We start from the raw sequence: 23,482 nt of genomic DNA on the forward strand, positions 1-23,482 counted from the left end.
TCCATGCTGCGCGTCGCAGTACCCAACAAGGGCTCGCTGAGCGAGGCCGCCACCGAGATGCTCATCGAGGCCGGCTACAAACAGCGCCGGTCCACCAAGGACCTCACGCTCACCGACGCTGCCAACGAGGTCGAGTTCTACTACCTGCGCCCGCGTGACATCGCCGTGTACGTCGGCGAAGGGACGCTCGACGTCGGGATCTCCGGCCGGGACCTGGTGCTCGACTCGCACGCCGACGCGGACGTGGTGATGGGCCTCGGGTTCGGTTCGTCGACGTTCCGGTTCGCGGGGCGGCCCGGGGTCGCGGACTCCGTGAAGGATCTGGCGGGCAAGCGGATCGCCACGTCGTACGCCGGAGTTCTGCAGGACCACCTGGCGGAGAACGGGATCGACGCTGCCGTCGTCCGCCTGGACGGCGCGGTCGAGTCGGCCGTCCAGCTCGGCGTCGCGGACGTGATCGCGGATGTCGTGGAGACCGGTACGACGCTGCGCCAGGCCGGGCTCGAGGTGTTCGGGGAGCCGATCCTGCAGTCCGAGGCGGTGCTGATCAAGCGGCACGGCGTCGAGACCCCGGCGAACGGGATGACGCAGCTGATCCGCCGGCTCGAGGGTGTCCTGATCGCCCGGAACTACGTGATGATGGACTACGACATCCGCGCCGAGGATGTCGACGCGGCCACCTCGGTGGCGCCCGGCCTGGAGTCGCCGACCATCTCCCCGCTGCACCGGCAGGGCTGGGTCGCGGTCCGGGTGATGGTCCGGCGCGCCGAGGCGCAGCGTCTGATGGACCAGCTCTGGGAGGTCGGTGCTCGTGCCATTCTCACCACCGACATCCACGCCTGCCGAATCTGACCCGGAGTACGACGTGGCTGCCGACGATCGCCTGCTGACCTTCCACCCACGCATGGTGGCGGCGATGTCGGCAGGCATGGGGCTGTCGGTGATCGCGGTCTTCGGGGTGATCTGGTTCCGGTTGCCGCCGGACGCCCGCGAGACGTTCAGCTGGTTCCAGCGGATCACGCTGCTGGCCTTCTTCGGGGCAGTGCTGTGGATCCTGTACCGGATGGCGACGTTGCGCGTCACGGCGTACGCGGACCGCCTGCGCGTGCGGAACGTCTTCAAGTCGTACACGCTGAAGTGGTCGGACGTGACCGCGTTGCGGTTCCGGCCGGGGGACGCGTGGCTGCAGCTGTTCGACGCCGACGAGAACCGGCTCGGCATCCTCGCGGTGCAGGCCGCCGAGGGAGCGCGGGCGAGCCGGGCCGCCAAGGAACTGGCGGCGGTCGCCCGCGAGCACGGTGCCGGACCTAAGAATGCCGGTCCTAAGAAGCCGACACCGCGAAGCTAGTCGTGTGCGACTCGCCCGGCTGCAGGACGATCAGGTCCTGACCGGTGCGGAACGCGTCCGGCGGGCAGGTCATCGGCTCGACCGCGAGCGCCGTACGGCCGACGGCTTCGCCGGTGAACAGCTGCATCCACGCGGTGTCGCTGCTCAACGTCGAGCGGGCGCCGCTGTCCGGGTCGAGGAGTGACACCGACCACGAGCCGTCCAGACCGGTGAACGCGTTGTCGATCGAGATCGACCCGATCGCCCGGCCGCCGCGGAAGTCGTACGGCGTGCCGTCGACCGGCGTCAGCCCGACGGGTGACATCTGCTCCGCCGACACCTCGAGCCGCTGGTCCGCGGTGAACTCCAGCACGCACTCGTCGATCGCCCGGCCGACGGACAGGTATGGATGCGCCCCATAGCCGTACGGCGCCGCGCTCGCGCCGACGTTGGTGGCCGTGGCGGAGACGGTCAGTTGGTCGGTCATCCGGTACTCGAGTCGCAGCTCGAGCTGATGCGGGTACCCGGGCCGGCCGTACAGCTGATGGCCGGCGACCACGACCGCAGGATCCGAACCGTCGTCGAGTCGCTGCCAGTTCGCCCACCGGGTCAGCCCGTGGATCGCGTTGTGCCGCGCGGGCTCGGTCAGGGACAGCTGCTGCTGGACACCCCCGAACGTGTACTGCCCGTCGGTGATCCGGTTCGGCCACGGGAACAGGTGCTGCCCGATGCCGGCGTGCGCGGCCTCGTCCGCGCCGTACCCGAGCAGGACCGGACGGCCGTCGTACGTGACGCCGCGCAGTCCGCCCCCGACACTCACCACGGTCGCCTCGTACGCACCGGCACGAAGGACCCACTGCTCTCCCGAAGGCAAGACGCTCATGACCCCATCCTCACAAATTTGTCCGGACGTGCTGTCCATCGGGGGCGAACCCGTTCGTGGTCATGCTGTAGACACGCACACAGGAGGTACGACGTGAAGTACATGCTGCTGATCAACGCCGGTGAACTCGACACCCAGAACGCGCCGGTGGGCTGCGAGCCGGAGGACTGGATGCGGTTCGACAAGGAGATCACCGACGCCGGGGTGGTGGTCGCGTCGGAGTCGCTCGCCGACCTGGTGACCGCGACCCGGGTCGAGGTCGCGAACGACGGGAAGCGCACGGTCACCGACGGTCCGTTCGCGGAGACCCGGGAGGTGCTCGGCGGGTTCTACGTGATCGACGTACCGGACCTGGACGTCGCGCTGGACTGGGCCGCCAAGTGCCCGGGGTCGCGCGGCGGCGGTTCGGTGATCGTCCGGCCGGTCGCGGACTTCTGAGCGGGATTTCCGGGATGGAGCAGGTCGAGGAGGTCTTCCGGGAGGAGCGCGGCCGGTTGCTGGCCGCGCTCGCCCGGCGGTTCGGCGACCTCGACCTGGCCGAGGAGGTCACCTCGGAGGCGATCGAGACCGCGCTGGTCCGCTGGCCGGTCGACGGCGTGCCGGCGAACCCGGGCGGCTGGTTGATGACGACCGCGCGACGCAAGGCGGTCGACCGCTTACGGCGCGACCAGGTGTACGCCGCGAAACTCGCGATCCTGCAGGTCGAGGCGGACCGCGCCGCTCCGCAACCGGTCGGGGACAACCTGCCCGACGAGCGGCTGCAGCTGTTCTTCACCTGCGCGCACCCTGCCCTCGCTCCGGAGGATCGCGGCGCGCTGACGCTGCGCTGCCTGGCCGGGCTGACCACGCCAGAGGTGGCGCGGGCCTTCCTGGTGCCGACCGCGACGATGGCGAAGCGGATCGTCCGCGCGAAGAAGAAGATCCGCGACGCACGGATCCCGTTCCGCGTCCCTGGCCCGGAGGAGTTGCCCGAGCGACTGCCCGGCGTACTGCAGGTGATCTACTCCGTCTTCACCGAGGGGTACGCCGCCAGCTCGGGGCCGTACCTGCAACGGCTGGACCTCGCCGAGGAAGCGATCCGGCTGGCCCGGATCGTGCACCGGCTGCTGCCCGACGGACGTGAGGTGACGGGCCTGCTCGCCTTGATGCTGCTGATCCACGCCCGCCGGGACGCCCGGACCGGACCGGACGGCGAGATCGTCCTGCTCGAGGACCAGGACCGCAGTCGCTGGGATCACGCGATGATCGCCGAGGGCCGTGAGCTGGTCGTCGCCGCGCTCACGGGCGGTCCCGCCGGCCCGTACGCCGTCCAGGCCGCGATCGCCGCGCTGCACGACGAGGCGCCCGCGTTCACGCAGACCGACTGGCCCCAGATCGTCCAGTTGTACGACGTCCTCCGGGAGCTCGATCCGTCACCGGTGATCGCGCTCAACCGGGCCGCCGCGCTCGCCTTCCGCGACGGGCCCGAAGCCGGCCTCGCGGCCCTCGACGCCCTCGGGAACGAGCAGGTGCTACGGGACTACCACCCGTTCGCGCTGGCCCGCGCCGATCTGCTGCAGCGGCTCGGCCGATTGCCCGAGGCAACCGCGGCGTACGAACTGGCGCTGGCCCTGGCCGGCTCCGAACCCGAACGCGCGCAGGCACGTGACCGGCTCACCGCGATGGCGCAGACTGAGCCCATGGAGACCGTTTACGAAGCGGCGGGTGGGGCGGAGGGCATGCTGCGGCTGGCCGAGGCGTGGCACCGGCGCGTGATGGCCGACGAGGTCGTCAGTCACGCGTTCCACGGTGGGGCGAAGCCGGATCACACCGAGCGGCTGGCGACGTACTGGGGTGAGGCTCTGGGCGGCCCGGAGGCGTACACCGCGAAGTACGGCACGGAGGCATCGGTGGAGCGGCGGCACGCGGGGAACGGCGAGCACGACGAGATGAACCACCGCGGGATCGCCTGCTTCGACCAGGCGATGACCGACGCGGAACTCACCGATCCGCGGCTACGGCAGGTCCTCCACGACTACTTCGCGTGGGCCACGTTCGGCACCATGTACCGGCACGACGCGGACGACATCCCGGACGGCCTGACGATCCCGCGCTGGTCCTGGGACGGTCGTCAGGACGCCGCCGAGTCGTGAGGCGGTAGCGCGACGGCCGTCGTGACGAGTTCGCGGGCCGGGTCGTGCGGGACCGACGGGTTGCCGTCGACGATCACGTGCGCCCGCGAGCGGGTCGCCTGCTCGGCGAAGTGGTCGCGCTCCCAGCGCATCCACTCGAGCCAGTGGTCGCGGAGCGCCTCGCCGTCGCGATCGATCCCGCGATCCAGCCGTACCTCGTTCGACGTCTCCACCCACAGCCGCAGCGACTGCCAGTGCGCGGCGTCCCGGTCGCACGCCGTCACACCCTCGACGATGAGCAGGTCGACGGTGTTCGGTACGACGTGCAGCTCGGCGTACGCGCCCGCGTACCAGTCGTAGCGCCGGTACCGGCCCTCACGACCGTCGGCCAGGCGTTGCAGGACGTGGTCACGAAGCAGGCCGAATCCACGCTCGGCTCCGGTCCAGCCGTCGTACAGGTCGTCCATGTGGATGACGTACGTGTTCAGGTCGCGGGCCTTGGCGCGGGCCTCGAGGTGGGCGGCGACGGTGGTCTTGCCGGAGCCGGCGGGTCCGTCGATGCCGATCAATCGGGTCCGGCCGAGCTGCGGGGAGCCGGCCTGGACGTTGTCCAGAAGAGAGTCGAAGGTCAGGGGCGAGCCGTGGTCAGCGGCTGTGTCAGTTGATTCCATGGCGTTTCAGGATGTCCTCGATCTCGTCGAACTCCGACGATTCCTGCTGCTTCGCCTTCCCCTTTGACGGCTTGGCAGCTTGAGCGGGAGCAGCCGAGGCGGGCGCTGGACCCGTCTTGGTCAGCTCACCCGCGGGCGAGGCGGGTTTCTTCTGTGTCTTGTCTGCCTTCTTCTGGTTCCCCGAGCGGCCGCGGGCCACACCGGAGACGACGTACAGCACCACCGAGACGCCGAACAGCGCGACACCGGCCCAGACGGTCGGGGAGAAGATCAGGTGGGTGACCCAGCTCACGGCGGAGCGGACCACGTCCCAGACCAGCTCCAGCAGACCGGTCAGGTACAGCGAGACCGGTAGCAGGGACCAGGCCACACCTCGGGTGCCGGCCGCCACCCCGCGGCGCCGCCAGGCGAACCACGAGCCGATCAGACCGAGCAGCGTCAGGCCCACGCAGAACGGCAGCAGCGTCAAATCGTTGAAGTCAGGCACATACCCAGGCTCGCACAGTTGCTCGCCGAACCAAGAGGGGAAAGGCCCTGATGCACCCCTGAAAGCGCGCTCCGGGGACAATGGCGGCGTGCAACCACCAGAGCGGCGACTGGCCTTCACCGGGTTCGACAACGACGACGGTGCGGCGGATCCCGCGCTGGCCGCGGCGCTCGCGGCGGGCGACGGGGGAGCGGTGCTGGCCGCGCTCACCAAAGCGCGCCTGCTGGTGCCCGTGGTCGCGATGCTCGGCGAGGTCGAGTACGACGAGAACGGGCTCGCGCACGACAAGACCTCGGACATGGCCGTCGCGCTGCTCCAGGGCCAGGACGGGCGGAACGCGCTGCTCGCGTTCACCGGCACCGAGAGTCTGTCCCGCTGGAGTCCGGATGCCCGCCCGATGCCGGCCCAGACCCGGCTGGTCGCGACCGCCGCGATCCAGGAGGGTGCGGCCGCGATCGTCCTCGACGTCGCCGGTCCGGCCGCCGGCGTGATCGAGACCGACGACGTACGCCGCCTCGCCGCCGGCCTCCAGGTCATCCGCCTGGAAGACGGCGGCTACGCGTGGATCGAGCCGGCCTCCTGAGGGTTTGCGGAAGGAAATAGTCACCAGGCGCCGGTTTCTTTCCGAAGAGCCGGTCAGCCGACGGGTGAGCTGAGGGCGTCCATCGGTCGGGGGCGCATCGCGATGCGGCCGGTGATCGCGGTGGTCGGCAGCACCAGCAGGAGGACGACGAGCACCCAGGCGGCGAGGATCCACACCGGGCCGGACGGGATCGGCAGGCCGCGGGTCGCCATCGCGATCGGCAGGACGGTGAAGGCCGCCGTGATCAGTCCGGTCACCAATCCGATAGCCACGATCAGCAGCCCCTCGAGCGTCAGCATCCGTGATACCTCGCGCCGGGTGGAGCCGGTGAGGCGTTGGAGGCCGAACTCGCGGCGCCGGTCCAGGACCGCGACGGCGATCGTGTTGACCGAGGCGATCGCGGTGTAGGCGACGGCGATCGCTGCCAGCAGATAGCTGATCCACGCGTCGACGCCGAGACCGGTGTCGAGTCCGTCGGACAGCGCGGCCCGGTCGCCGATCGTTGCCTCTGGCCACCTGGTCAGGTCCAGCTTGTCGTTCGTGGTCCGCACCAGGAGCTGGCTGGGCAGGCCGGTCGTGGTGTGGGAGGCGAGGAGCTGAGCGGGCAGCAGCAGCGATTCGTACCCGGACGGCCCCTCGACCAGCGCGACGACCTTCACCGTGACCAGGGCGTCGTCACCGAGACGGACCTCGAGTTGCGAGCCGACGTCGACCTTCAGCTTCTTCGCCGTACCGGCTGGGAGGGCGATGGTGTCACCGGTCAGGTCGTCGAGGGATCCCTTCTTCACCTTGTCCTTGTACACAGGTCCGTTCAGCCCGAGCAGCGGCCAGGCGTCACTCGTGTGGGACTTGTCGTAAGGCTTCTCGATCCAGCCTTTGCTGCGGACGATCTCGGACACCGCGCTGACACCGGGCGCCGACTTCACGGCCGCGGTCAGCGCCGCGGGGATGCCCGAGGTGCTGGAGACGACGACGTCGCCGGCCAGGTTGCTCGTCATCGCCTCGGCGGCCGCCTTCTGTTGCGTGGTCTGCGAGTAGATGTTGCCGACAGCAATCGCCGTGGCGATCGTGATCGGGATCAGGATCGCGCCGAACTGGACCGCGCGGACCCGCAGATTGATCACCGCGAGGACGCCGGAGGTCCCGCGCTTCTCGATCAGCGCGGTGATGCGCGGAACCAGCGCGCGCCGGATGACGAGCGGCGCCAGGATCGCGACCGCGATGGAGCCGGTCAGCCCGGCCGGTCCGCCGATCGCCGCGGCGTTGGTGGGGCCCATGAACGGCGTGGACAGTGCGATCGCCACGGTGGCGCCGGCGAAGACCAGGCCGCTGAGGATCCGGATCCTGCTCAGCTCGACGTTCGGTACGGCGGCTTCGGCGAGGGCCTGGACCGGGCGGATCCGTGCGGCACGGTGCGCGGCCAAACCGACGGTGACGCGGAGGACGACGTACGTGAGAAGGGCCGCGCCGGCGAAGGCGAGCGGGCCCTGGTCGAACCGCAGTTGCGGCGGGACGACGCCGCCGTCCGCGAGCAGACCGAAGATCCAGGTGCCGGCGATCCGGCCGCAGGCGAGTCCGAGGATCAGGCCGAGGACGCCGACGATCATGGTCTCGGCGATCACCATCTTGCCGACCTGGCGCGGGGTCGCACCGCTGGCACGGAGCAGGGCGAGCTCGCGGCGGCGCTGGCGGACCGACAGGCCGATCGTGGCGGACACCACGAGCGCCATCACCACGGCCACCATCCCACCGAAGACACCGGACATGATGATCAGCGGCAGGCTCGTCGCGATCCCCTGGAACTCCGCGGCACCACGGTCGTCGCCGGTGTAGGCCTTCACACCTTTCGGCAGTTCGAGCCGCTCGGCGAGGTCACGCGCCGACGTGCCGTCCGTGGGGAACACACCGATCGCGTCCGCACCCGGCGGCACCTCCGCAGCGGAGAAGAAGACGGCGGGTACGTCGACGTCGTGCTGTGCGGCCGCGACTCCGGCGAGGACGTACGTCCGCGGCTCACCACCAACGGTCACGCTGACGTGCTCGCCGGGCTCGGTGCCGTTCGCCAGCCGTGAATCCAGCACAACCTCTCCGCCCCGCGGGGCGTGCCCGGCGCTCAAGCGGTACGGCGTGAGCGCCGACGAGTCCCACCCGCGCCCGACAACCTCGGCACCGTGCGCGCTGCTCGCGTCCAGTGCGACGGGGAAGGAGCGGTAGGCGACTGCTGTGCGAACGCCCGGTGTGCCGGCCAGTTCGGTGACCAGCGAGTCGCTCACCCGGTGGCGTTCGGGGAAGGCTGCGGCGCCGTTTCCGTTCGGCGGGTGGTACGCCGGGTCGCCCGTGACGACGACCGGGGCGGCAGCGAGGTGCTGGGGTGGGGCGTTCAGGCGGAGGCCGGTTTCGAGGAGACCGCCGGCGGCGCTCAGGAGGGCCCCGCCGAGGAGGACCGCGACGAAGATCGCGAGGAAGGCGGCGGTGCGGTACCGCAGGGTGGTGACGGCGAGGCGGTACATGGGTCAGATCTCCATGGCTGTCTGGTGGGTGGTGTAGCGCCCGGCGCTCAGCAGTGCGAGCTCCGCGGCGACGTTCTCGGCCGTGGGGTGCGGGGACTCGGACACGATCCGGCCGTCGACGAGGAACACGACGCGATCGGCGTACGACGCCGCGACCGGGTCGTGGGTGACCATCACGATGGTCTGTCCGAGCTCGCGCGACTGATCGCGGAGCAGCGTGAGCACCTCGAGTGCGGTGGTCGTGTCCAGTGCGCCGGTCGGCTCGTCGGCGAAGGTGATCGCGGTCCGTCCGGCGAGTGCCCGGGCGATCGCGACCCGCTGCTGCTGGCCACCGGACAGTTCGCTCGGACGGTGGTTGATCCGCTCGCCGAGCCCGACCCGCCGGATCACGTCGGTCACCCACGCGTCGTCGGCCGCCTTCCCCGCCAGCGTCAGCGGGAGGACGACGTTCTGCCGCACGGTCAGCGCAGGCATCAGGTTGAACGACTGGAAGACGAACGACACGTGCTCCCGGCGCAACTCGGTCAGTGCGGTCTCGTCCAGGCCGCGCAACGACGTACCGGCGAGCTGGACATCGCCCGAGGTCGGGGTATCGAGGCCGGCCGCGCAGTGCAGCAGCGTGCTCTTGCCGGATCCGGACGGCCCCATCACCGCGGTGAACGTGCCGGCGGCGAACCCGTAGGTCACGCCGGCCAGCGCGTCCACCGCGCCGGCGCCGGTGCCGTAGACCTTCCGGACGCCGGTGAGCTGGACCGGCGCGGTCACGAAGCGACCAGTACGTCGGACTTGCGGTGGTAGGACTCGTTCGTCCACCAGAGGATCGCGACGACCGCGCCGAGACCGAGGTCGGACCAGAGCCACCACGGGCCGTCGAAGTGGCCGAACATCGCCAGCGCCACCCAGACCACGAACTGCACCACGCAGGCGACCAGCCAGAGACCGGTGAAGCCACGCAACGCGACGGTGAGCGCCCGCGGCGGCGCGGCGTCCGGGACTCCGGCCATGATCTGCCGGAACTCACCGCGGGTGCGTGCGGTCATCAGCCGCAGCTGCCGGTCGCTCGCCTGGGACGGCGTCAGCGCGGCCTGCCGGACGGCGCTGTCGAGCTTGGCGATCGCGGCGCGCCGGTCGGCCTCGGTGAGCTGGACCTGGTCGGGCATCAACAGGGGGTCGAGAAGCGTGTTCATCGGCGGGGTCCTTTCCGGGAAGTTCTGATGTGAAAAAGCGTAGGGATTGAACAGTTTCCCCTCGCGGTGCTCAGGACCCGTTTCCCCGGTGGTGCTAGCACCCCTCTTTGCCGGGATCGGCGTGCCCAGCGGCCGGCGTACGTCAGGATGGGAGACATGACCGAGGACCGCGGGGAACTGCCGCCTGGGCTCGCCCTGTCGTGGGGTGTGCTGCCGGTGCAGCGCCGCGGGCCGAAGCCGGCGCTGTCGGTCGATCAGATCGTGGACGCCGGGATCGAGTTCGGCGACCGGGACGGGTTCGAGGCGATCTCCCTGCAGCGGATCGCTGGCCATTTCGGTGTCACGACGAACGCGATGTACCGCTACGTCCGGTCCAAGGAAGAGCTGATCGTGCTGGTGCACGACAAGGCGGTCGGTGTACCACCCGAGCTGCCGTCCGGCTGGCGTGCGGCCGCGACCGCCTGGGTGGACGCCCAGGTGAAGCTGTACGCCGAGCGGCCCTGGCTGCTCGACGTGCCGATCCGTGGCGCGCCCGTCACGCCGAACCTGCTGCGCTGGGTCGAGGTGATCCTCGCGGCGCTGGCCGGGACCGGACTGAGCCAGCACGACAACCTGGGCTGCGTGGTGCTCCTGGACGGGTACGCGCGGAACTACGCGAACCTGGCCCGCCACCTCGGCGCGAACGACAACACGCCGGTGCAGGCGGAACAGGTCGGGCAGTTCCTGGTGCCGCGGTTGATGGCGGGCGGTTACCCGACGCTGACCTCGCTCTACCTGAACTCGGAGTACGAGGACGAGCTCGACGACGACCTCGAGTTCGGGCTGGCGCGGATCCTGGACGGGATCGACGTCCTCATCGGCCGGCGGTAACGCCGGGGAAACGGCCTGCCGCGTTGGATCTCACTGGTCATCGATCACGTGAGGAGCACTCCCTTGGCAACCCACAGCAGGCGCACGTTTCTCGGCCGCTCCGGCCTGGCGGTCGCCCCGGTCGTCGCCGGCGTCAGTTGGACCGTTCCCGCCGCCGCGACCGGTACGAGACTCGGCGAGCTCGAGAAGTACCTCGACAAGCTCGCGGCCGACGACTCGTTCTCCGGCACCGTCCTGGTGCTCCGCGACGGCCGTCCGGTGCTGTCCCGCTCGATGGGGTACGCGAACCGGAGCAAGCGGATCCGCAACCGCGCGGACACGATCTTCTGCCTCGCCTCGGTGACGAAGATGTTCACCGGGACCGCGATCGGCCGGCTCGCGCAGCGCGGCCTGCTGAGCCTGGCCGACCCGATCGAGAAGTACCTGAGCGGATTCACCGCCGGGATCGGCGACAAGGTCCGGATCCACCACCTGCTGACCCACACCTCCGGCCTCGGCGACTACATGCAGCTCGACGGGTACTTCGCGGAGTCGGCCAGCTGGACCACGCCGCAGCAGATGATGGACGGCACCCTGCGCTACATCCGTACCGAGCCGCTCGCGTTCGCTCCCGGGACGGCCGGCAAGTACAGCAACTCCGGCTTCCACGTCCTCGGCTGCATCGTGGCGAAGATCGCCGGCGTCTCGTACTACGACTACATCCGCGAGCACGTGTTCCGCCCGGCCGGGATGACGTCGGCCGACTTCACCCTGCTCGGCCAGTGGAAGACCGACAGTCGCTTCGCGCGTCCGTACCCGACAGATCAGTCCGGCAAGCGGTACGACGCCCTCGACGCCGGCGCGTTCGATCTGATCGGCAGCCCGGCGGGCAACGCCTTCGCCAACGCACCCGACCTGGTGCGTTTCCTCCGCGCGCTGAACGACGGCACGCTGCTGAGTACGACGTACCGGGACGTCTTCGTGACGCCGAAGTTCACGTTCGGGACGTTGCCGGCGAAGCCCGGGCTGCCGGAGATCGTCAACTTCTTCGGGTACGGCGTGGACAGCTCGATCCTCAACGGTGCGCTGGTCAGCGGACACACCGGCGGCGCACCGGGGGTCAGTACGAGCGCCGAGTGGTACCCGGGCCGCGGGTACACCGCCGTACACCTCGGGAACTACGACCCGGCCCCGGGCGCGAACGTCAACCAGGAACTGCGGCAGGTCCTGACCGGCCGGTCAGGGTAGGACGATCCGCACCGGGCCGTGCGCGCGGGCCTCGACCCATTGCAGGTGGAATTCGCTGCCGGGGGCAACTTCCGCGCGACGGTCCGGCTCGGTGCGGAGGTTCACCGGCGCGGTCAGCGTCGTCACCGCAGCCTGCTCCGGTACGCCGTTCGCCCGGACCTCGGCGATCAGGTCGGCGAGCGCCTGCGCGGCCGGCTTGCGCTGGTGGTCGACCGTGAACAGACCGAGGTCGTACTCGCGGTCCGGGAAGTCGAGCAGCCGCCGGTCGATGTCGTGCGACGACCACCACGTCACGCCGTACAGCGCCGGGTTCGGCAGCACCGTCCCGACGGTCCGCCGGGTGAACTCGGCCTGCAGGTCCGCAGGGATGTCGGGCCCGGGTACGCCGATCTCCTGAAGCCACACGGGACGCTCGGGATCGAGCGACGTGGCCTTGGCGAGCTCGACCAGGTAGTCCGCGTGCGTGAGCGTGGCCGGCCCGAGGGGACCGTCCACTCGTGAGACCCCGTTGAAAACCCACGAGTGGACAGTGCTCAGGTCACCCAGGTCCACGGCGTCAACGGGGTGGAACGGGTGGTCGGATTTGTACCAGGCGTCGTCGAAGACCGAGTGCAGCGCGAGCACGTCGGGCGCCGCGTTCTTGAGGGTGGCCAGCAGCTCCCGCGCCCATGCGGTCGACGTCTCCGGGGTGGTCAGGCTGTCGGGCCACAGGTTGTTGACCTCGTTGCCGAGCGTGATCGCGAAGACATTCGGCTTCGTCGCGACCGCGCGGGCCACGGTGCCGACGTACGCCGTGAGGCCGTCGCGGACCGTCCGGTCCTCGAAGAGGCTGGCTTTGTGCCACGTCAGCACCCACGACGGGAGGAAATCGAAACTGGACAGGTGGCCCTGGATCAGGTCGACCGCGACGGTCAGCCCGTGCTCGGCGGCGGCGTCGATCGTGTCCAGCAGGTCGGCGATCGCGCGCTCGCGGATGATCGCCCGGTTCGGCTGGATCCACGGCCAGACCGGGAACACGCGGACGTGGTCCAGGCCCATCCCGGCGAGGTCGGCGAAGTCCCGGCGGACCGCGTCCGGGTCGTAGTCGAGCCAGCAGTAGAACCATCCCGCCGAGGGAACGTAGTTCGCACCGAACCGGGGCGTGACGGTCTGCAAAGCCATGGCGAGGATGCTAAATCGGTTTAGGGTTCCAGGGCAACATCAGGGCGGCATCAAGCCGGGGGAGCGGTTGACTCGCGGACCGTCAGGACCGGGTCGGTGGTCCGGCGGTTGATCACCCGGCCCGGGTCGGCGATGGTCTCCAGCAGCACCTCGGCGGCCTGGCGGCCGAAGTCGAAGGTGTCGCGGGACAGCGCCGTCAGGGCCGGGTGCATCAGCTGGGTGAGGATCGAGTCGTCGAACGCGACGATCGACAGGTCGCCCGGGACCGAGACGCCCATCTCCATCGCGACGCCGAGGCCGGCCACGGCCATCACGTCGCTGTCGTAGACGATCGCGGTCGGGCGGTCCCGCTGGGAGAGCAGCTTGCGGGTGATCGCGGCGCCCTCGGCGTCGCTGAAGTCCGTGGTGAGGGACGGGGCGTCGAGCAGCCCGAGGCGCGGTGCCGCGTCGCGGACGGCCCGGATCCGGCGCTGCGTGTGCTGGAAGTCCGGCGTACCGGCGACGTGGGCGATGCGGCGGTGGCCGAGCGCGGCCAGGTACTCGACGACGGCCAGCATCGCGTCGCGATCGTCGGCCCAGACGGAGGCGAGCGCGCCCTTGCCGCCGCGGCCGCCGATCACCACGGCCGGCAGCTCGAGCGCCCTCAGCTCGTCGACGCGCGGGTCCTTCACCGTCAGGTCGACCAGGATCACGCCGTCGACGCGGTGCTCCGAGGCCCACCGCCGGTACACCTCGATCTCCGCCGCGGTGTCCTCGACGATCAGCAGTTGCAGCGAGATCGACTCCGCGGACAGACCCGACTGCACGCCGGACAGCAGGTGCGCGAAGAACGGCTCCACGCCGAGCGTCCGGGCCGGGCGGGCGATCACCATCCCGACCGAGTCCACCCGGGATGCCCCGAGCGCCCGTGCCGCGCTGTGCGGGCGCCAGCTCATCTGCTCCGCGATCTTCAGGATCCGCTCCCGGGTCGCGTCGCTGACACCCGGCCGCCCGTTCAGCGCGAACGACACCGCGCCCTTGGACACCCCGGCCCTGGTCGCGATGTCCGCGATCGTCGGTCTCGCCATCGTCGTACCTCTCATCCGCCCTTGACAGCGGATTCTACGATGTGGATAGTTCGGGAGCTATACCGGTTTATCAAATCCAGGAGATTCCATGCGTAGACGCCGTCTGGCGCCGGTGGCCGCCCTTGCCGCCGCCGCTCTCACTCTCGCCGGATGCGGCCTCGGTTCCGAGGACTCCGGCGGCGGCGGCGGGGCGAAGCCGACCGTCGACGCGAATGCTCAGGTGACCGGTGAGGTCAGCTTCCAGACCTGGGCGCTGAAGCCGAAGTTCACCGCGTACGTCGAAGGCGTGATCAAGGCGTTCGAGGCGAAGTACCCGGGAACCCACGTCACCTGGCTGGACCAGCCCGGCGACGGCTACGACAAGAAGGTGCTGAGCCAGGCCTCGGCCGGCCAGCTGCCCGACGTCACCAACCTGCCGCCGGACTTCGCGCTGAGCCTGGCCAAGCAGAACATGCTGCTCGACGTCGCCGCCGCCGACCCGAAGCTCAACGAGGAGTACGTCGAGGGCGGGGTGCAGGCGTACCAGTACCAGGGCATGGACGGCACCTTCGGCTACCCGTGGTACCTGAACACCGACATCGACTACTGGAACGCGACCAAGTTCGCCGCGGCCGGCCTGGACGTGAAGAACCCACCGAAGACCTTCGACGAGCTGCTCGCGGCCGCGAAGGTGATGCACGACAAGACCGGCGGCAAGGAATACCTGATGAGCCGGCTGCCGGGCATCGGTGACTTCACCAACGCCGGGATCAAGATCCTCTCCGACGACGGCAAGAAGTTCGTCTTCAACACCCCCGAGGCCGCCGCGCTGCTGGACAAGTACCGCGACGCGTACAAGGCCGGCTACATGCCGCGCGACATCCTGACCAACGAGTACCTCGGCAACTCCAAGCTCTTCACCCAGGGCAAGGTCGCCTGGACCACCGGTGGCGGCAACGCGATCCAGGACTTCATGAAGGACAACCCGTCGCTGAAGGGCAAGGTCGTCCCGTCGCCGGCACTGGACACCCCGCCGCTCTATGTGCAGGGCCTGTCGGTGTCGGCCAAGACCAAGAACCAGGCCGCGGCGATCGCGCTGGCGCGGTTCGTCACCAACGCCGAGAACCAGGCCGCGTTCGCGAAGATCGTGAACATCTTCCCGTCCACCAAGGCCTCGGCCCAGGACCCGTACTTCTCGAAGTCCGACGGTACGCCGGAAAGTGACGCGAAGGTGCTCGCCTTCCAGTCGCTGGCGAAGGCGAAGAACCTGCAGCCGCCGGTGATCAGTGGCGCGACCAACGACTTCATCGGCCAGCAGATCTCGCTGGCGATCGCCGGGAAGATCACCTCGCAGGCAGCACTTGACGCGGCGGTGGCCAAGGCCAACCAGCTACTCACTCAGTAGTTGAACAGGCACAGCATGCGTTACAACCGTTGGTTCACCCCGTGGGTGCTGGTCATCCCAGCACTCGCGTGGTTGCTCGTCTTCAACCTGTGGCCGTCGATCAACACCGTCATCCTGTCGTTCACGAACGCCAGGCCGATCGGCGGCGGCCACTTCGTCGGGCTGAAGAACTTCGAGACCCTGCTGCACGACGAGCAGCTGCGCTGGGCGCTGCTGAACAGCGTCATCTACATGGTGGTCTGCCTGCCGTTCCTGACCGTCCTGCCGCTGCTGCTCGCCGTACTGGTGGAGAAGAAGCTGCCCGGGATCACGTTCTTCCGGACCGCGTTCTACACCCCGGTGGTGGCGTCCGCGGTGGTCGTGGCGCTGATCTGGCAGTGGATCCTCGACGACCGCGGTCTGGTCAACGGTCTGGCCGAGAAGCTCGGTGTGATCTCCGGGCCGTTGCCGTTCCTGTCCGATCAATGGCTGTTGTTGCTCAGTGCGATCAGCCTGACGATCTGGAAGGGACTCGGGTACTACATGATCATCTACCTGGCCGCTCTCGGGAACGTCGGGCGTGAGCTGCACGAGGCGGCCGCGGTCGACGGTGCCGGGCCGTTGCGGCGATTCGTGCACGTCACGATTCCCGGCGTCCGGGGCACGATGATCCTGATCTCCATCCTGATCTCGGTGTCGGCGCTGCGGGTGTTCTCCGAGCTGTTCATCCTGAGCGGCGGCAAGGGCGGTCCGGGTGGCCGGGACAACTCCGTGGTGATGCTGATCCAGCAGTACAGCCAGGGTTTCGAGGGCAACCTCGGGTACGCGTCCGCGTTGTCGATCGTGCTGTTCTTCGTGACCGTCGTACCGATGCTGGTGCTGGCCCGGCTCAACCGTCGAGGAGCAGAAGCATGAGTGTGGTCACCGATCCGGCGCGTCCGGCTGTGGCGCCTGAGGCTCCGGAACCGTCGAGACGCCGGCGGGGCTCGTTCGGGTTCAACTCGGTGTCGCCGCGCGAGAAGTTCGTGCGGTACGTCCTGCTCGCGTTCGTGCTGCTGATCACGATCGGGCCGTTCCTGTGGCAGCTGTCGACGTCGCTGAAGGGTTCCGGGGAGGACATCTACACCCGGATCCCGCGACTGCTGCCCGCGCAGCCGACGCTCGACCACTACAAGGCGGTCACCGACACCATCCCGGTCTGGGACTACGCGCGGAACTCGCTGGTGGTCGCGGTCCTGGTGGTCGGCGGCAACATCGTCGGCGCGTCGCTGGCCGGGTTCGCGATCTCGCGGCTGCAGTTCCGCGGGCGGAAGATCGTCCTCGGGCTGTTCCTCGCGACGCTGGTGCTGCCGGGTGAGGTCACGATCATCTCGCAGTACGTGACGGTCCGGGAGTTCGGTCTGGCGAACACGCTGTTCGGTGTCGCGCTGCCGGGGATGATCGGCGCGCTCAACGTGCTGCTGATGTACAACGCCTTCCGCGCGTTGCCGCTCGAGGTCGACCAGGCGGCGATCGTCGACGGCGCGAACGCCTGGCAGCGGTTCGTGTACATCGGTCTGCCGTCGGTGCGCGGGACGATCAGCGTGATCGCGATCTTCGCGTTCATCGGCGCCTGGGACGACTTCCTCTGGCCGCTGATCGTGCTGACGGACCCGAACAAGTACACGCTGACCGTCGGCCTGCAGTACCTGTCGGGCACCTTCAGCAACAATCCCCGCCTGATCGCGGCCGGCACGATGATCGCGTTCATCCCGATCGTGATCGTCTTCGCCACCCTGCAGCGCTTCTTCTTCAAGGGCGTCGAGGAAGGCGCGGTCAAGGGCTAGCCGGACCGGCTCCGGCCCTGTGGTGGCCGGAGCCGGTGCGCGAGCTACTTGACGAGCACGATCGAGTTGATCGGGGTGAAGTCGTACGACGCGTACGCGCCGGGGTAGCGCTGCACCGGGTAGCAGTTCGTGCCGTTGTACCCCTTGCAGATGGCGAAGCCCGCGCCACCGGTCTGGCTGTTGATCAGGACCTTGTTGCCGGTGACGCCCGACAGGTTGTGCGCGCCGTAGCTGTACCAGATGTTCTTGCTCAGGATGCTGCCGTTCGGCTCCTGCAGGCACACCGCGCCCGACGGACAGGTCGCCGTCGTCGACATCGTCTGTGTCGTGGCCGCCTGCGCGCCCGGCGCCAGGGCCAGGCCGGTGCCGATCACCGTGGCAGCGATTCCAGCGGCGGTCATCGCGATCTTTCGCATCTTTCGTCCCCTCCGAGTGGTGGCCACCGGTCGGTGGCCGTTGCATCGAAGGTAGGTACGGTCCCGGTGCATCCGCCGAGGATTCGAGCCCATTTCGGACTGGGCCGAAACGGTTGCCACCGCGCTCCATCGCGCGGGTCAGTTCATCCGGATCGCCGCGAAATCGAGCCAGCGGGTGGTGTCCGCGGGCGTGTGGTGCCGGATCGACCAGTCGACCAGGCGAAGGCTCATGTGTGCCCAGTAGAGCCGCAGCACGTCCGGCGCCAGGACACGGTCCAGGTGCTCGTCGAACCACGCCAGATCCGCATCCGGTACGGCGACGTGGGCATCGAATCGCAACGTCACCAGACCGAAGCGGCGGTCGCCGCGGCCGATGCCGTCCCAGTCGACGATGCCGGTGATCGTGCCGGCGTCGTCGACGAGCACGTTGCCGGTGTGGAAGTCGAGATGGACCAGGTCGTCGCCGGTCATCTCTGTGGTCTCCGCGCGGCCGACCTCGTGAACCCATCCCAGGAGCTTTCGCGAGCGGTCGTCGTAGCGCTGGAGGGATTCGTGCAGGCAGAAGCCGGGGCCGCTCTCGAGCAGGTGCAGGGACGGCACGGGAAGGTCAGGGGCCAGGCCGGTGAAGCGGTCCGCGAGCGTGATCATCGACTCCAGCAGTGCCCGGTCGACGGTCGTGGGCGGTCGTCCGGGCAGGCGTTCCTGAACGACGCCGACGCCGTCCGGCACCTCCGCGAGAAGTTGGTACTCCGGAACCGGCAAGCCGCGCCCCCGCGCTTCCTCGAGGACCTCCGCCGTACGCCGGAGTTCGGTGAGGGACCCGGAGCCTCGGGTCAGGACGCCGTCCCGTCCGTCGGGCCAGCGCACGAACGCGGCGCCGACCTCGCCCGCGGCCGCGTGCCCGGTGAACTCGAGCCCGGCACCCGTGGACCGGTTGACCTCGAGCAGCAACTGCCGCGCGTCGAGTTTCGGGACAGGCAGGGGCACACCGTCGGCAGTCATAGCGCCCGACCGTACCGGCCGGGCGACGTCAGGCCGACCGGATATCGCGAGTGGGCGCCTCAGCGGGCGGAGGCCTTGGGGAAGACCGGGCCGGTGTACTTCTCGCCGGGGCCCTGGCCCGGCTCGTCCTGGATCGAGCTGGCCTCGCGGAAGGCCAGTTGCAGCGAGCGCAGGCCGTCACGCAGCGGGGCGGCGTGGTGATGGCCGAGCGACGGGGCGGCGGCGTCCAGGAGGCCGGCCAGCGAGTCGATCAGCGAGCGGGCCTCGTCGAGGTCCTTGTGCTCGGGCAGGTCCTCGGCCAGGCCGAGGTTCACCGCGGCAGCGCTCATCAGGTGCAAAGCCGCGGTGGAGATGATCTCCACGGCCGGAACCTCGGCGATGTCCCGGGACGCGGTCGAGAGCGGATCGGGCCGGGCGGCCTCGTCCGGTGCGCTGGCGGTCGGTGCGTCGGACAGCGAAGTGGCATCTGCGTCGGTCATGCTGCTACTCTTGCACGGCGACCGACTCGGTCCACCGGTGACCCCTGAGCGGAATACTCGAGGGCCTCCGATGGTTCGAGTCTAAGCGGAGGGCCACCTCCCACCCAGCCGATGCACAGTCGGCGGGTCCCGGTCACGCCGAGGTCCCGGAGCGATTCGGTGCCGAGGCGATCGTACGGCGTACCTCCCGTCAGCGGGTTCAGGACGCCGTCGATCTGGGAATTGGGCCTTCGTGCGGACGCGCGAGGGCCTTTCGTCGTTTTCGGCGCCGGGTCTCCGCATGATCCACAAGGTGGCACCAGTACTAGTTCAACCCAGGAGGACCCATCACCACTGATTTGCGCGTCAACGAGCGCATCCGCGTTCCCGAGGTGCGGCTGGTCGGACCGAACGGTGAGCAGGTAGGCATCGTCCGGATCGAGGACGCACTGCGGCTGGCCCAGGAAGCCGATCTCGACCTGGTCGAGGTCGCGGCAACCGCACGGCCTCCGGTCTGCAAGTTGATGGATTTCGGCAAGTACAAGTACGAGACCGCGCAGAAGGCGCGCGAGTCCCGCCGGAACCAGACCAACACCATCATCAAAGAGATGAAGTTGCGGCCGAAGATCGACCCGCACGACTACGAGACCAAGAAGGGTCACGTGGTGCGGTTCCTGAAGGCCGGGGACAAGGTCAAGATCACCATCATGTTCCGCGGACGTGAGCAGTCCCGGCCCGAGCTCGGGTTCCGGTTGCTGCAGCGGCTGGCCGAGGACGTCAGCGAGCTCGGCTTCGTCGAGTCCTCGCCGCGCCAGGACGGCCGGAACATGATCATGGTGCTCGGACCGCACAAGAAGAAGTCCGAGGCGCGCGTCGACGTGGAAGCCGAGAAGGCGCAGCGGAAGGCCGAGCGGGAGGCCGAGGAGCAGGCGGAGCGCCAGGAGCGCGCCGAGCAGGCTCAGGCCCACGAGGCCGAGCGTGCCGCCGGTGTCACCAAGAAGCCGAAGGGTCCGGCCGACAACCTCGACCCGGAGTGACGAACCGCTCCGGCCGCCAGGTGAACCACACAGCAGCCGGAGCCGTCACACCGAAGATCGAGTCAACGAAGAAAACTCAGGAGCACACAGCCATGCCGAAGATGAAGACCCACTCGGGGATGAAGAAGCGGGTCCGGGTCACCGGGTCGGGCAAGATCCGTCGCGAGCAGACCGGTGTCCGTCACCTCGCCGAGGCCAAGACCTCGAAGCGCAAGCGGCGCCTGTCCGGCACCGTCGAGGTCGCCCCGGCGTACGTGAAGAAGGCCAAGAAGCTCCTCGGCATCTGACGCCCCCTCCCTCCCGAACATCCCCCGCCGCGCCGGCAGTCCTGCCCGCGGCGCAGAAATACAAGGAGTAACACCTCATGGCACGCGTGAAGCGGGCAGTCAACGCCCACAAGAAGCGCCGGGTCGTACTCGAGCAGGCCAGCGGCTACCGCGGTCAGCGCTCGCGGCTGTACCGCAAGGCCAAGGAGCAGGTCACCCACTCGCTGGTCTACGCCTACCGGGACCGCAAGGCGCGCAAGGGCGACTTCCGCAAGCTGTGGATCCAGCGCATCAACGCCGCGGTCCGCGCCGAGGACCTGACCTACAACCGCTTCATCCAGGGCCTGCGCCTGGCCGAGGTCGAGGTGGACCGCAAGATCCTCGCCGACCTCGCCGTCAACGACCCGGCCGCGTTCTCCGCGCTCGTGCAGGTGGCCAAGGCCGCCCTGCCGGCGGACGTGAACGCGCCGAAGAGCGACGCCGCGGCCTGAGCCGCAGCACCCCTGAAGTAAGCACTCGAGTGGCGAGTCCCGGTCTGCTGACCGCGCAATCGGCGCGGATCAAACAGGCTCGGCGGCTCGCCACTCGTGCGTTCCGGCGCAAGACCGGCCGCTTCCTGGTCGAAGGCCCACAGGCCGTCCGGGAGGCACTCGAACACCGTGAACTGGTCGTCGAGGTGTACGCCGAGCCCGGGATCGAGACCCGTCATCGCGACCTGCACGACCTGGCCGGCGTCGCGGGTGTCCCGTGGCTCGGGGTCGATCGTGCCGCCATCGAGGCGCTGAGCGAGACGGTCACCTCCCAGGGCGTCGTCGCCGTCTGCACGCTGGTCAGTGTGCCGCTCGGCCCGCCCGGGAAACTGATCGCCGCAGGCGTCCAGGTCCGCGACCCCGGCAACGTCGGCACCCTGATCCGTACCGCGGACGCGGCCGGCGCGGATGCCGTCGTACTGTCGGCGGAGTCGGTCGACCCGCACAACCCGAAGGCGGTCCGGGCCAGCGTCGGCAGCATCTTCCACGTGCCGATCACCACGGACGTCGACATCGTCACCGCCGTCCAGGCGTGGCGTGAGCAGGGCCTGCAGGTGCTCGCCGCCGACGGGTACGGCGCCACGGACCTGGACACCTGTATCGACGACGGCACGCTCGCGAAGCCGACGGTCTGGTTGTTCGGCAACGAGGCGCATGGCCTGCCGGACGGCATCAACGCGGTCGTCGACCACTCGGTGAAGGTCCCGATCTACGGCCGCGCCGAGTCCCTCAACCTGGCGACCGCGGCCGCCATCTGTCTGTATGCCTCGGCCCGCGAGCAGCGCCGATGATCTTCGACCTGCCGGGCCGGTTCCGGCGCGGGAACCTGCACACCCACTCGAACCTGTCCGACGGGTACCTGTCCCCGGCGGAGACCGCCGACGTCTACCGCGAGGCGGGCTACGACTTCGTGTCGATCACCGACCACTTCCGCGCGGAGTACGGGTTCCCGATCACGGACACCCGGGACCTGCGCACGGCGGGCTTCACGACGCTGATCGGAGCCGAACTCCACGCCCCGCGCACCGAGGCGGGCCAGCAGTGGCACATCGTCGCCGCCGGCCTGCCCCTCGACTTCCCGCCGCCGACGGACACGGAGACCGGGCGGGAGCTCGCCCGCCGGGCGCGCGCCGCCGGGGCGTTCGTCGGGATGGCCCATCCGTCAGCGTCTCTGCTGACGGCTGCGGACGCCGAGTCCCTCGACGCCGCCCACTCCGTCGAGGTCTACAACGCTCTCGCCGACCGCGAGAACCGCGGTGACAGCTGGCACCTCACCGACGTCCTCCTGAACCGCGGCCACCTCTTCACCACCTACGCCGCCGACGACGCCCACCTGCAACCGCAGGACCCGCCGCCGTGCCAGGCGTGGGTCCAGGTCCGCACGGAGTCACTGGATCCGAACGCACTCCTGACCGCGCTCAAGTCCGGCCACTTCTACTCCAGCACCGGCCCCGAGCTGTACGACGTACGCATCCAGGGCGACGCGATCGTGGTGCGCTGCTCACCCGCGTCGAAGGTGCTGCTGAGCGGCGGCCACCCAGGCGCGGAGGTTGCCCAGGGCACCGATCTGACCGCCTGCTCCTTCCCCCTGACGCTCTTCCGCGGCACCCACTGCCGGATCACCGTGGAAGACGTCCTCGGCCGCCGTGCCTGGACCAACCCCATCCACATCGCAGCTGACGCCTGAGGTGGGGAGGATCTCCTGCCCATAACGGGCACACGATCCTCCCCAGCTGCCATGACGCCGCTTTGGCGTCGGGGTCTAGGTCTTCAGTTGGGATTCGAGGCCGTTCAGGAGGGCGTCGAGGCCGAAGACGAACTGGCGGGTGAGGGTTGCGTCGAGGTCGGCGTGGCCGCGGCGGCGGACGGATTCCTGCATCTCGGGGTGGCCGGCGGCAACCGTCTCGGCGTGCTGCAGCATCTGCGCGGTCCAGTCGTCCGGTGACTGGCCGGAGCGGCGCATCATCTCGCGGGTCGCGACCTCGGCGCTCGCACAGCCGAGCACGTACGACATCACGCTGCCCATCGAGAGATCGATGTCGTCGCCGGTGAAACCGGCCGCAGCGAACAGCGCCAGGCCCCGGGAACCGAGGCGCATGGCCTTCGGGCCGGTGCTCGGCCGGGTGTACATGACCTCGGGGAGCCAGGGGTGCCGAAGCACGGCCGAGCGCAGGCTGTGAGCGAACAGCATCGCCCCGTTCCGCCAGCCGGCGAGCTCTGGTTCCGGTACGTCGATCTCGCCCCAGACCTCGTCGATCAGCAGGTCGACGAGGTCGTCCTTGGTCGGCACGTGCCAGTACAGGCTGGTCGCCCCCGCGCCGAGCTTGGCCGCCAGCTTCCGGATGCTCAGCCCGGCGAGGCCGTCCTCGTCCAGGGTCGTCATCGCGGTCTTCACGATCTGCTCCCGGCTGAGCGTCTCGCGAGCGGGCGCGGCCGCCGCCTGGCGGGTCCAGATCGACTCCTTCATGACCCCATCCTACAAACCACTCGCACGGTGTTC

Annotated in this window: 27 protein-coding genes; 15 read left to right on the forward strand and 12 right to left on the reverse strand. The window is 69.4% G+C overall.

From position 1 onward, the window contains the following. Nucleotides 1–3: 3 nt before the first annotated feature. Both hisG and ACFYRH_RS30260 read left to right on the forward strand, forming a co-directional pair. Nucleotides 4–852, forward strand: a complete 849-nt coding sequence (gene hisG, locus ACFYRH_RS30255; protein WP_387782437.1) for an ATP phosphoribosyltransferase — start codon at nucleotides 4–6, stop codon at nucleotides 850–852. A gap of 13 nt (nucleotides 853–865) precedes the next feature. Continuing rightward, nucleotides 866–1,348: a PH domain-containing protein gene (locus ACFYRH_RS30260; protein ID WP_387782439.1), complete on the forward strand. Its 483-nt coding sequence runs from the start codon at nucleotides 866–868 to the stop codon at nucleotides 1,346–1,348. Here the strand turns inward: ACFYRH_RS30260 and ACFYRH_RS30265 are convergent. Continuing rightward, a complete protein-coding gene (locus tag ACFYRH_RS30265) occupies nucleotides 1,323–2,210 on the reverse strand; it encodes an aldose 1-epimerase family protein (protein ID WP_387782441.1) in 888 nt (295 codons plus the stop codon). The genes ACFYRH_RS30260 and ACFYRH_RS30265 overlap by 26 nt on opposite strands. A 102-nt stretch (nucleotides 2,211–2,312) precedes the next feature. Between ACFYRH_RS30265 and ACFYRH_RS30270 the strand changes: the two genes are divergently transcribed. Both ACFYRH_RS30270 and ACFYRH_RS30275 read left to right on the forward strand, forming a co-directional pair. Beyond that, nucleotides 2,313–2,648, forward strand: coding sequence for a YciI family protein (locus tag ACFYRH_RS30270; RefSeq protein WP_387782556.1), 336 nt, complete (start codon nucleotides 2,313–2,315; stop codon nucleotides 2,646–2,648). A 14-nt stretch (nucleotides 2,649–2,662) separates the two neighbouring features. Next, the gene (locus ACFYRH_RS30275) at nucleotides 2,663–4,342 is read left to right on the forward strand and encodes a DUF6596 domain-containing protein (protein ID WP_387782443.1); all 1,680 of its coding nucleotides are present in this window, start codon (nucleotides 2,663–2,665) and stop codon (nucleotides 4,340–4,342) included. Here ACFYRH_RS30275 and ACFYRH_RS30280 read toward each other — a convergent pair. Further along, nucleotides 4,321–4,992 (reverse strand): uridine kinase, encoded by a 672-nt coding sequence (locus ACFYRH_RS30280; protein ID WP_387782444.1) that lies wholly within the window; start codon nucleotides 4,990–4,992, stop codon nucleotides 4,321–4,323. The genes ACFYRH_RS30275 and ACFYRH_RS30280 overlap by 22 nt on opposite strands. Next, complete coding sequence (locus ACFYRH_RS30285) at nucleotides 4,979–5,479, reverse strand: hypothetical protein (RefSeq protein ID WP_387782446.1); 501 nt, start codon at nucleotides 5,477–5,479, stop codon at nucleotides 4,979–4,981. Before ACFYRH_RS30285 ends, ACFYRH_RS30280 begins: the two co-directional genes overlap by 14 nt. A gap of 88 nt (nucleotides 5,480–5,567) precedes the next feature. Here ACFYRH_RS30285 and ACFYRH_RS30290 point away from each other — a divergent pair, with 88 nt between their 5' ends. Beyond that, nucleotides 5,568–6,062, forward strand: a complete 495-nt coding sequence (locus ACFYRH_RS30290; protein ID WP_387782448.1) for an SseB family protein — start codon at nucleotides 5,568–5,570, stop codon at nucleotides 6,060–6,062. A 53-nt stretch (nucleotides 6,063–6,115) separates the two neighbouring features. Here ACFYRH_RS30290 and ACFYRH_RS30295 read toward each other — a convergent pair whose 3' ends face one another. From ACFYRH_RS30295 to ACFYRH_RS30305, 3 genes are read right to left on the reverse strand one after another with little or no spacing between them, the layout of a single operon-like run. Next, complete coding sequence (locus ACFYRH_RS30295; RefSeq protein WP_387782450.1) at nucleotides 6,116–8,572, reverse strand: ABC transporter permease; 2,457 nt, start codon at nucleotides 8,570–8,572, stop codon at nucleotides 6,116–6,118. 3 nt (nucleotides 8,573–8,575) lie between these two features. After that, nucleotides 8,576–9,337: an ABC transporter ATP-binding protein gene (locus ACFYRH_RS30300; protein WP_387782452.1), complete on the reverse strand. Its 762-nt coding sequence runs from the start codon at nucleotides 9,335–9,337 to the stop codon at nucleotides 8,576–8,578. Continuing rightward, complete coding sequence (locus ACFYRH_RS30305; RefSeq protein ID WP_387782454.1) at nucleotides 9,334–9,759, reverse strand: hypothetical protein; 426 nt, start codon at nucleotides 9,757–9,759, stop codon at nucleotides 9,334–9,336. Before ACFYRH_RS30305 ends, ACFYRH_RS30300 begins: the two co-directional genes overlap by 4 nt. Nucleotides 9,760–9,915: 156 nt before the next feature. Between ACFYRH_RS30305 and ACFYRH_RS30310 the strand changes: the two genes are divergently transcribed. Together ACFYRH_RS30310 and ACFYRH_RS30315 are read left to right on the forward strand one after the other, a co-directional pair. Beyond that, nucleotides 9,916–10,629, forward strand: a complete 714-nt coding sequence (locus ACFYRH_RS30310) for a TetR/AcrR family transcriptional regulator (RefSeq protein ID WP_387782456.1) — start codon at nucleotides 9,916–9,918, stop codon at nucleotides 10,627–10,629. A 63-nt stretch (nucleotides 10,630–10,692) separates the two neighbouring features. After that, nucleotides 10,693–11,856, forward strand: coding sequence for a serine hydrolase domain-containing protein (locus ACFYRH_RS30315; protein WP_387782458.1), 1,164 nt, complete (start codon nucleotides 10,693–10,695; stop codon nucleotides 11,854–11,856). Here the strand turns inward: ACFYRH_RS30315 and ACFYRH_RS30320 are convergent. Both ACFYRH_RS30320 and ACFYRH_RS30325 read right to left on the reverse strand, forming a co-directional pair. Continuing rightward, entirely contained in the window at nucleotides 11,848–13,017 is a 1,170-nt protein-coding gene (locus ACFYRH_RS30320; protein WP_387782460.1) for a glycosyl hydrolase, read from the reverse strand. The two genes, ACFYRH_RS30315 and ACFYRH_RS30320, sit on opposite strands and share 9 nt — an antisense overlap. Before the next feature lie 50 nt (nucleotides 13,018–13,067). Next, nucleotides 13,068–14,084 (reverse strand): LacI family DNA-binding transcriptional regulator, encoded by a 1,017-nt coding sequence (locus ACFYRH_RS30325; protein ID WP_387782461.1) that lies wholly within the window; start codon nucleotides 14,082–14,084, stop codon nucleotides 13,068–13,070. A gap of 88 nt (nucleotides 14,085–14,172) precedes the next feature. Here ACFYRH_RS30325 and ACFYRH_RS30330 point away from each other — a divergent pair, with 88 nt between their 5' ends. Genes ACFYRH_RS30330 through ACFYRH_RS30340 form a run of 3 tightly spaced genes read left to right on the forward strand, consistent with a single transcriptional unit; the run spans nucleotide 14,173 to nucleotide 17,273 of the window. Then, nucleotides 14,173–15,468: an ABC transporter substrate-binding protein gene (locus tag ACFYRH_RS30330; protein ID WP_387782463.1), complete on the forward strand. Its 1,296-nt coding sequence runs from the start codon at nucleotides 14,173–14,175 to the stop codon at nucleotides 15,466–15,468. A gap of 15 nt (nucleotides 15,469–15,483) precedes the next feature. Then, nucleotides 15,484–16,362, forward strand: coding sequence for a carbohydrate ABC transporter permease (locus tag ACFYRH_RS30335; protein ID WP_387782465.1), 879 nt, complete (start codon nucleotides 15,484–15,486; stop codon nucleotides 16,360–16,362). Continuing rightward, complete coding sequence (locus ACFYRH_RS30340; protein WP_387782467.1) at nucleotides 16,359–17,273, forward strand: carbohydrate ABC transporter permease; 915 nt, start codon at nucleotides 16,359–16,361, stop codon at nucleotides 17,271–17,273. The genes ACFYRH_RS30335 and ACFYRH_RS30340 overlap by 4 nt, the downstream gene beginning before the upstream one ends. Nucleotides 17,274–17,317: 44 nt before the next feature. Here ACFYRH_RS30340 and ACFYRH_RS30345 read toward each other — a convergent pair whose 3' ends face one another. The 3 genes from ACFYRH_RS30345 to ACFYRH_RS30355 all read right to left on the reverse strand — a co-directional run bounded on the left by ACFYRH_RS30345 (nucleotide 17,318) and on the right by ACFYRH_RS30355 (nucleotide 19,170). After that, nucleotides 17,318–17,689, reverse strand: a complete 372-nt coding sequence (locus tag ACFYRH_RS30345) for a hypothetical protein (RefSeq protein ID WP_387782469.1) — start codon at nucleotides 17,687–17,689, stop codon at nucleotides 17,318–17,320. A 138-nt stretch (nucleotides 17,690–17,827) separates the two neighbouring features. Next, entirely contained in the window at nucleotides 17,828–18,691 is an 864-nt protein-coding gene (locus tag ACFYRH_RS30350; protein WP_387782471.1) for a phosphotransferase, read from the reverse strand. A gap of 59 nt (nucleotides 18,692–18,750) precedes the next feature. After that, a complete protein-coding gene (locus ACFYRH_RS30355) occupies nucleotides 18,751–19,170 on the reverse strand; it encodes a DUF1844 domain-containing protein (protein ID WP_387782473.1) in 420 nt (139 codons plus the stop codon). A 338-nt stretch (nucleotides 19,171–19,508) separates the two neighbouring features. Here ACFYRH_RS30355 and infC point away from each other — a divergent pair, with 338 nt between their 5' ends. The 5 genes from infC to ACFYRH_RS30380 all read left to right on the forward strand — a co-directional run bounded on the left by infC (nucleotide 19,509) and on the right by ACFYRH_RS30380 (nucleotide 22,669). Further along, entirely contained in the window at nucleotides 19,509–20,186 is a 678-nt protein-coding gene (gene infC / locus ACFYRH_RS30360; protein WP_387782475.1) for a translation initiation factor IF-3, read from the forward strand. Between the two features lie 92 nt (nucleotides 20,187–20,278). Next, nucleotides 20,279–20,473: a 50S ribosomal protein L35 gene (rpmI, locus tag ACFYRH_RS30365; protein ID WP_184842517.1), complete on the forward strand. Its 195-nt coding sequence runs from the start codon at nucleotides 20,279–20,281 to the stop codon at nucleotides 20,471–20,473. A 77-nt stretch (nucleotides 20,474–20,550) separates the two neighbouring features. Further along, a complete protein-coding gene (rplT, locus tag ACFYRH_RS30370; RefSeq protein ID WP_131367113.1) occupies nucleotides 20,551–20,943 on the forward strand; it encodes a 50S ribosomal protein L20 in 393 nt (130 codons plus the stop codon). A 29-nt stretch (nucleotides 20,944–20,972) separates the two neighbouring features. After that, complete coding sequence (locus ACFYRH_RS30375; protein ID WP_387782477.1) at nucleotides 20,973–21,773, forward strand: TrmH family RNA methyltransferase; 801 nt, start codon at nucleotides 20,973–20,975, stop codon at nucleotides 21,771–21,773. After that, nucleotides 21,770–22,669 carry a CehA/McbA family metallohydrolase gene (locus ACFYRH_RS30380; protein ID WP_387782479.1) on the forward strand — a complete coding sequence of 300 codons (900 nt, stop codon included), beginning with the start codon at nucleotides 21,770–21,772 and terminating at the stop codon, nucleotides 22,667–22,669. The genes ACFYRH_RS30375 and ACFYRH_RS30380 overlap by 4 nt, the downstream gene beginning before the upstream one ends. Before the next feature lie 75 nt (nucleotides 22,670–22,744). Here ACFYRH_RS30380 and ACFYRH_RS30385 read toward each other — a convergent pair whose 3' ends face one another. After that, nucleotides 22,745–23,449, reverse strand: coding sequence for a TetR/AcrR family transcriptional regulator C-terminal domain-containing protein (locus tag ACFYRH_RS30385; RefSeq protein WP_387782481.1), 705 nt, complete (start codon nucleotides 23,447–23,449; stop codon nucleotides 22,745–22,747). Nucleotides 23,450–23,482 lie beyond the last annotated feature (33 nt).

Source organism: Kribbella sp. NPDC004875 (assembly GCF_042873375.1).
GTDB lineage: Bacteria > Actinomycetota > Actinomycetes > Propionibacteriales > Kribbellaceae > Kribbella.

Excerpts from the sequence above, each read along its gene's own strand:
- hisG (WP_387782437.1), top strand. The coding sequence starts at position 4 with ATGCTGCGCGTCGCAGTACCCAACAAGGGCTCGCTGAGCGAGGCCGCC.
- ACFYRH_RS30265 (WP_387782441.1), bottom strand. The coding sequence starts at position 2,210 with ATGAGCGTCTTGCCTTCGGGAGAGCAGTGGGTCCTTCGTGCCGGTGCG.
- ACFYRH_RS30270 (WP_387782556.1), top strand. The coding sequence starts at position 2,313 with ATGCTGCTGATCAACGCCGGTGAACTCGACACCCAGAACGCGCCGGTG.
- ACFYRH_RS30275 (WP_387782443.1), top strand. The coding sequence starts at position 2,663 with ATGGAGCAGGTCGAGGAGGTCTTCCGGGAGGAGCGCGGCCGGTTGCTG.
- ACFYRH_RS30280 (WP_387782444.1), bottom strand. The coding sequence starts at position 4,992 with ATGGAATCAACTGACACAGCCGCTGACCACGGCTCGCCCCTGACCTTC.
- ACFYRH_RS30295 (WP_387782450.1), bottom strand. The coding sequence starts at position 8,572 with ATGTACCGCCTCGCCGTCACCACCCTGCGGTACCGCACCGCCGCCTTC.
- ACFYRH_RS30305 (WP_387782454.1), bottom strand. The coding sequence starts at position 9,759 with ATGAACACGCTTCTCGACCCCCTGTTGATGCCCGACCAGGTCCAGCTC.
- ACFYRH_RS30310 (WP_387782456.1), top strand. The coding sequence starts at position 9,916 with ATGACCGAGGACCGCGGGGAACTGCCGCCTGGGCTCGCCCTGTCGTGG.
- ACFYRH_RS30320 (WP_387782460.1), bottom strand. The coding sequence starts at position 13,017 with ATGGCTTTGCAGACCGTCACGCCCCGGTTCGGTGCGAACTACGTTCCC.
- ACFYRH_RS30325 (WP_387782461.1), bottom strand. The coding sequence starts at position 14,084 with ATGGCGAGACCGACGATCGCGGACATCGCGACCAGGGCCGGGGTGTCC.
- ACFYRH_RS30330 (WP_387782463.1), top strand. The coding sequence starts at position 14,173 with ATGCGTAGACGCCGTCTGGCGCCGGTGGCCGCCCTTGCCGCCGCCGCT.
- ACFYRH_RS30335 (WP_387782465.1), top strand. The coding sequence starts at position 15,484 with ATGCGTTACAACCGTTGGTTCACCCCGTGGGTGCTGGTCATCCCAGCA.
- ACFYRH_RS30340 (WP_387782467.1), top strand. The coding sequence starts at position 16,359 with ATGAGTGTGGTCACCGATCCGGCGCGTCCGGCTGTGGCGCCTGAGGCT.
- ACFYRH_RS30345 (WP_387782469.1), bottom strand. The coding sequence starts at position 17,689 with ATGCGAAAGATCGCGATGACCGCCGCTGGAATCGCTGCCACGGTGATC.
- ACFYRH_RS30350 (WP_387782471.1), bottom strand. The coding sequence starts at position 18,691 with ATGACTGCCGACGGTGTGCCCCTGCCTGTCCCGAAACTCGACGCGCGG.
- ACFYRH_RS30355 (WP_387782473.1), bottom strand. The coding sequence starts at position 19,170 with ATGACCGACGCAGATGCCACTTCGCTGTCCGACGCACCGACCGCCAGC.
- rpmI (WP_184842517.1), top strand. The coding sequence starts at position 20,279 with ATGCCGAAGATGAAGACCCACTCGGGGATGAAGAAGCGGGTCCGGGTC.
- rplT (WP_131367113.1), top strand. The coding sequence starts at position 20,551 with ATGGCACGCGTGAAGCGGGCAGTCAACGCCCACAAGAAGCGCCGGGTC.
- ACFYRH_RS30380 (WP_387782479.1), top strand. The coding sequence starts at position 21,770 with ATGATCTTCGACCTGCCGGGCCGGTTCCGGCGCGGGAACCTGCACACC.
- ACFYRH_RS30385 (WP_387782481.1), bottom strand. The coding sequence starts at position 23,449 with ATGAAGGAGTCGATCTGGACCCGCCAGGCGGCGGCCGCGCCCGCTCGC.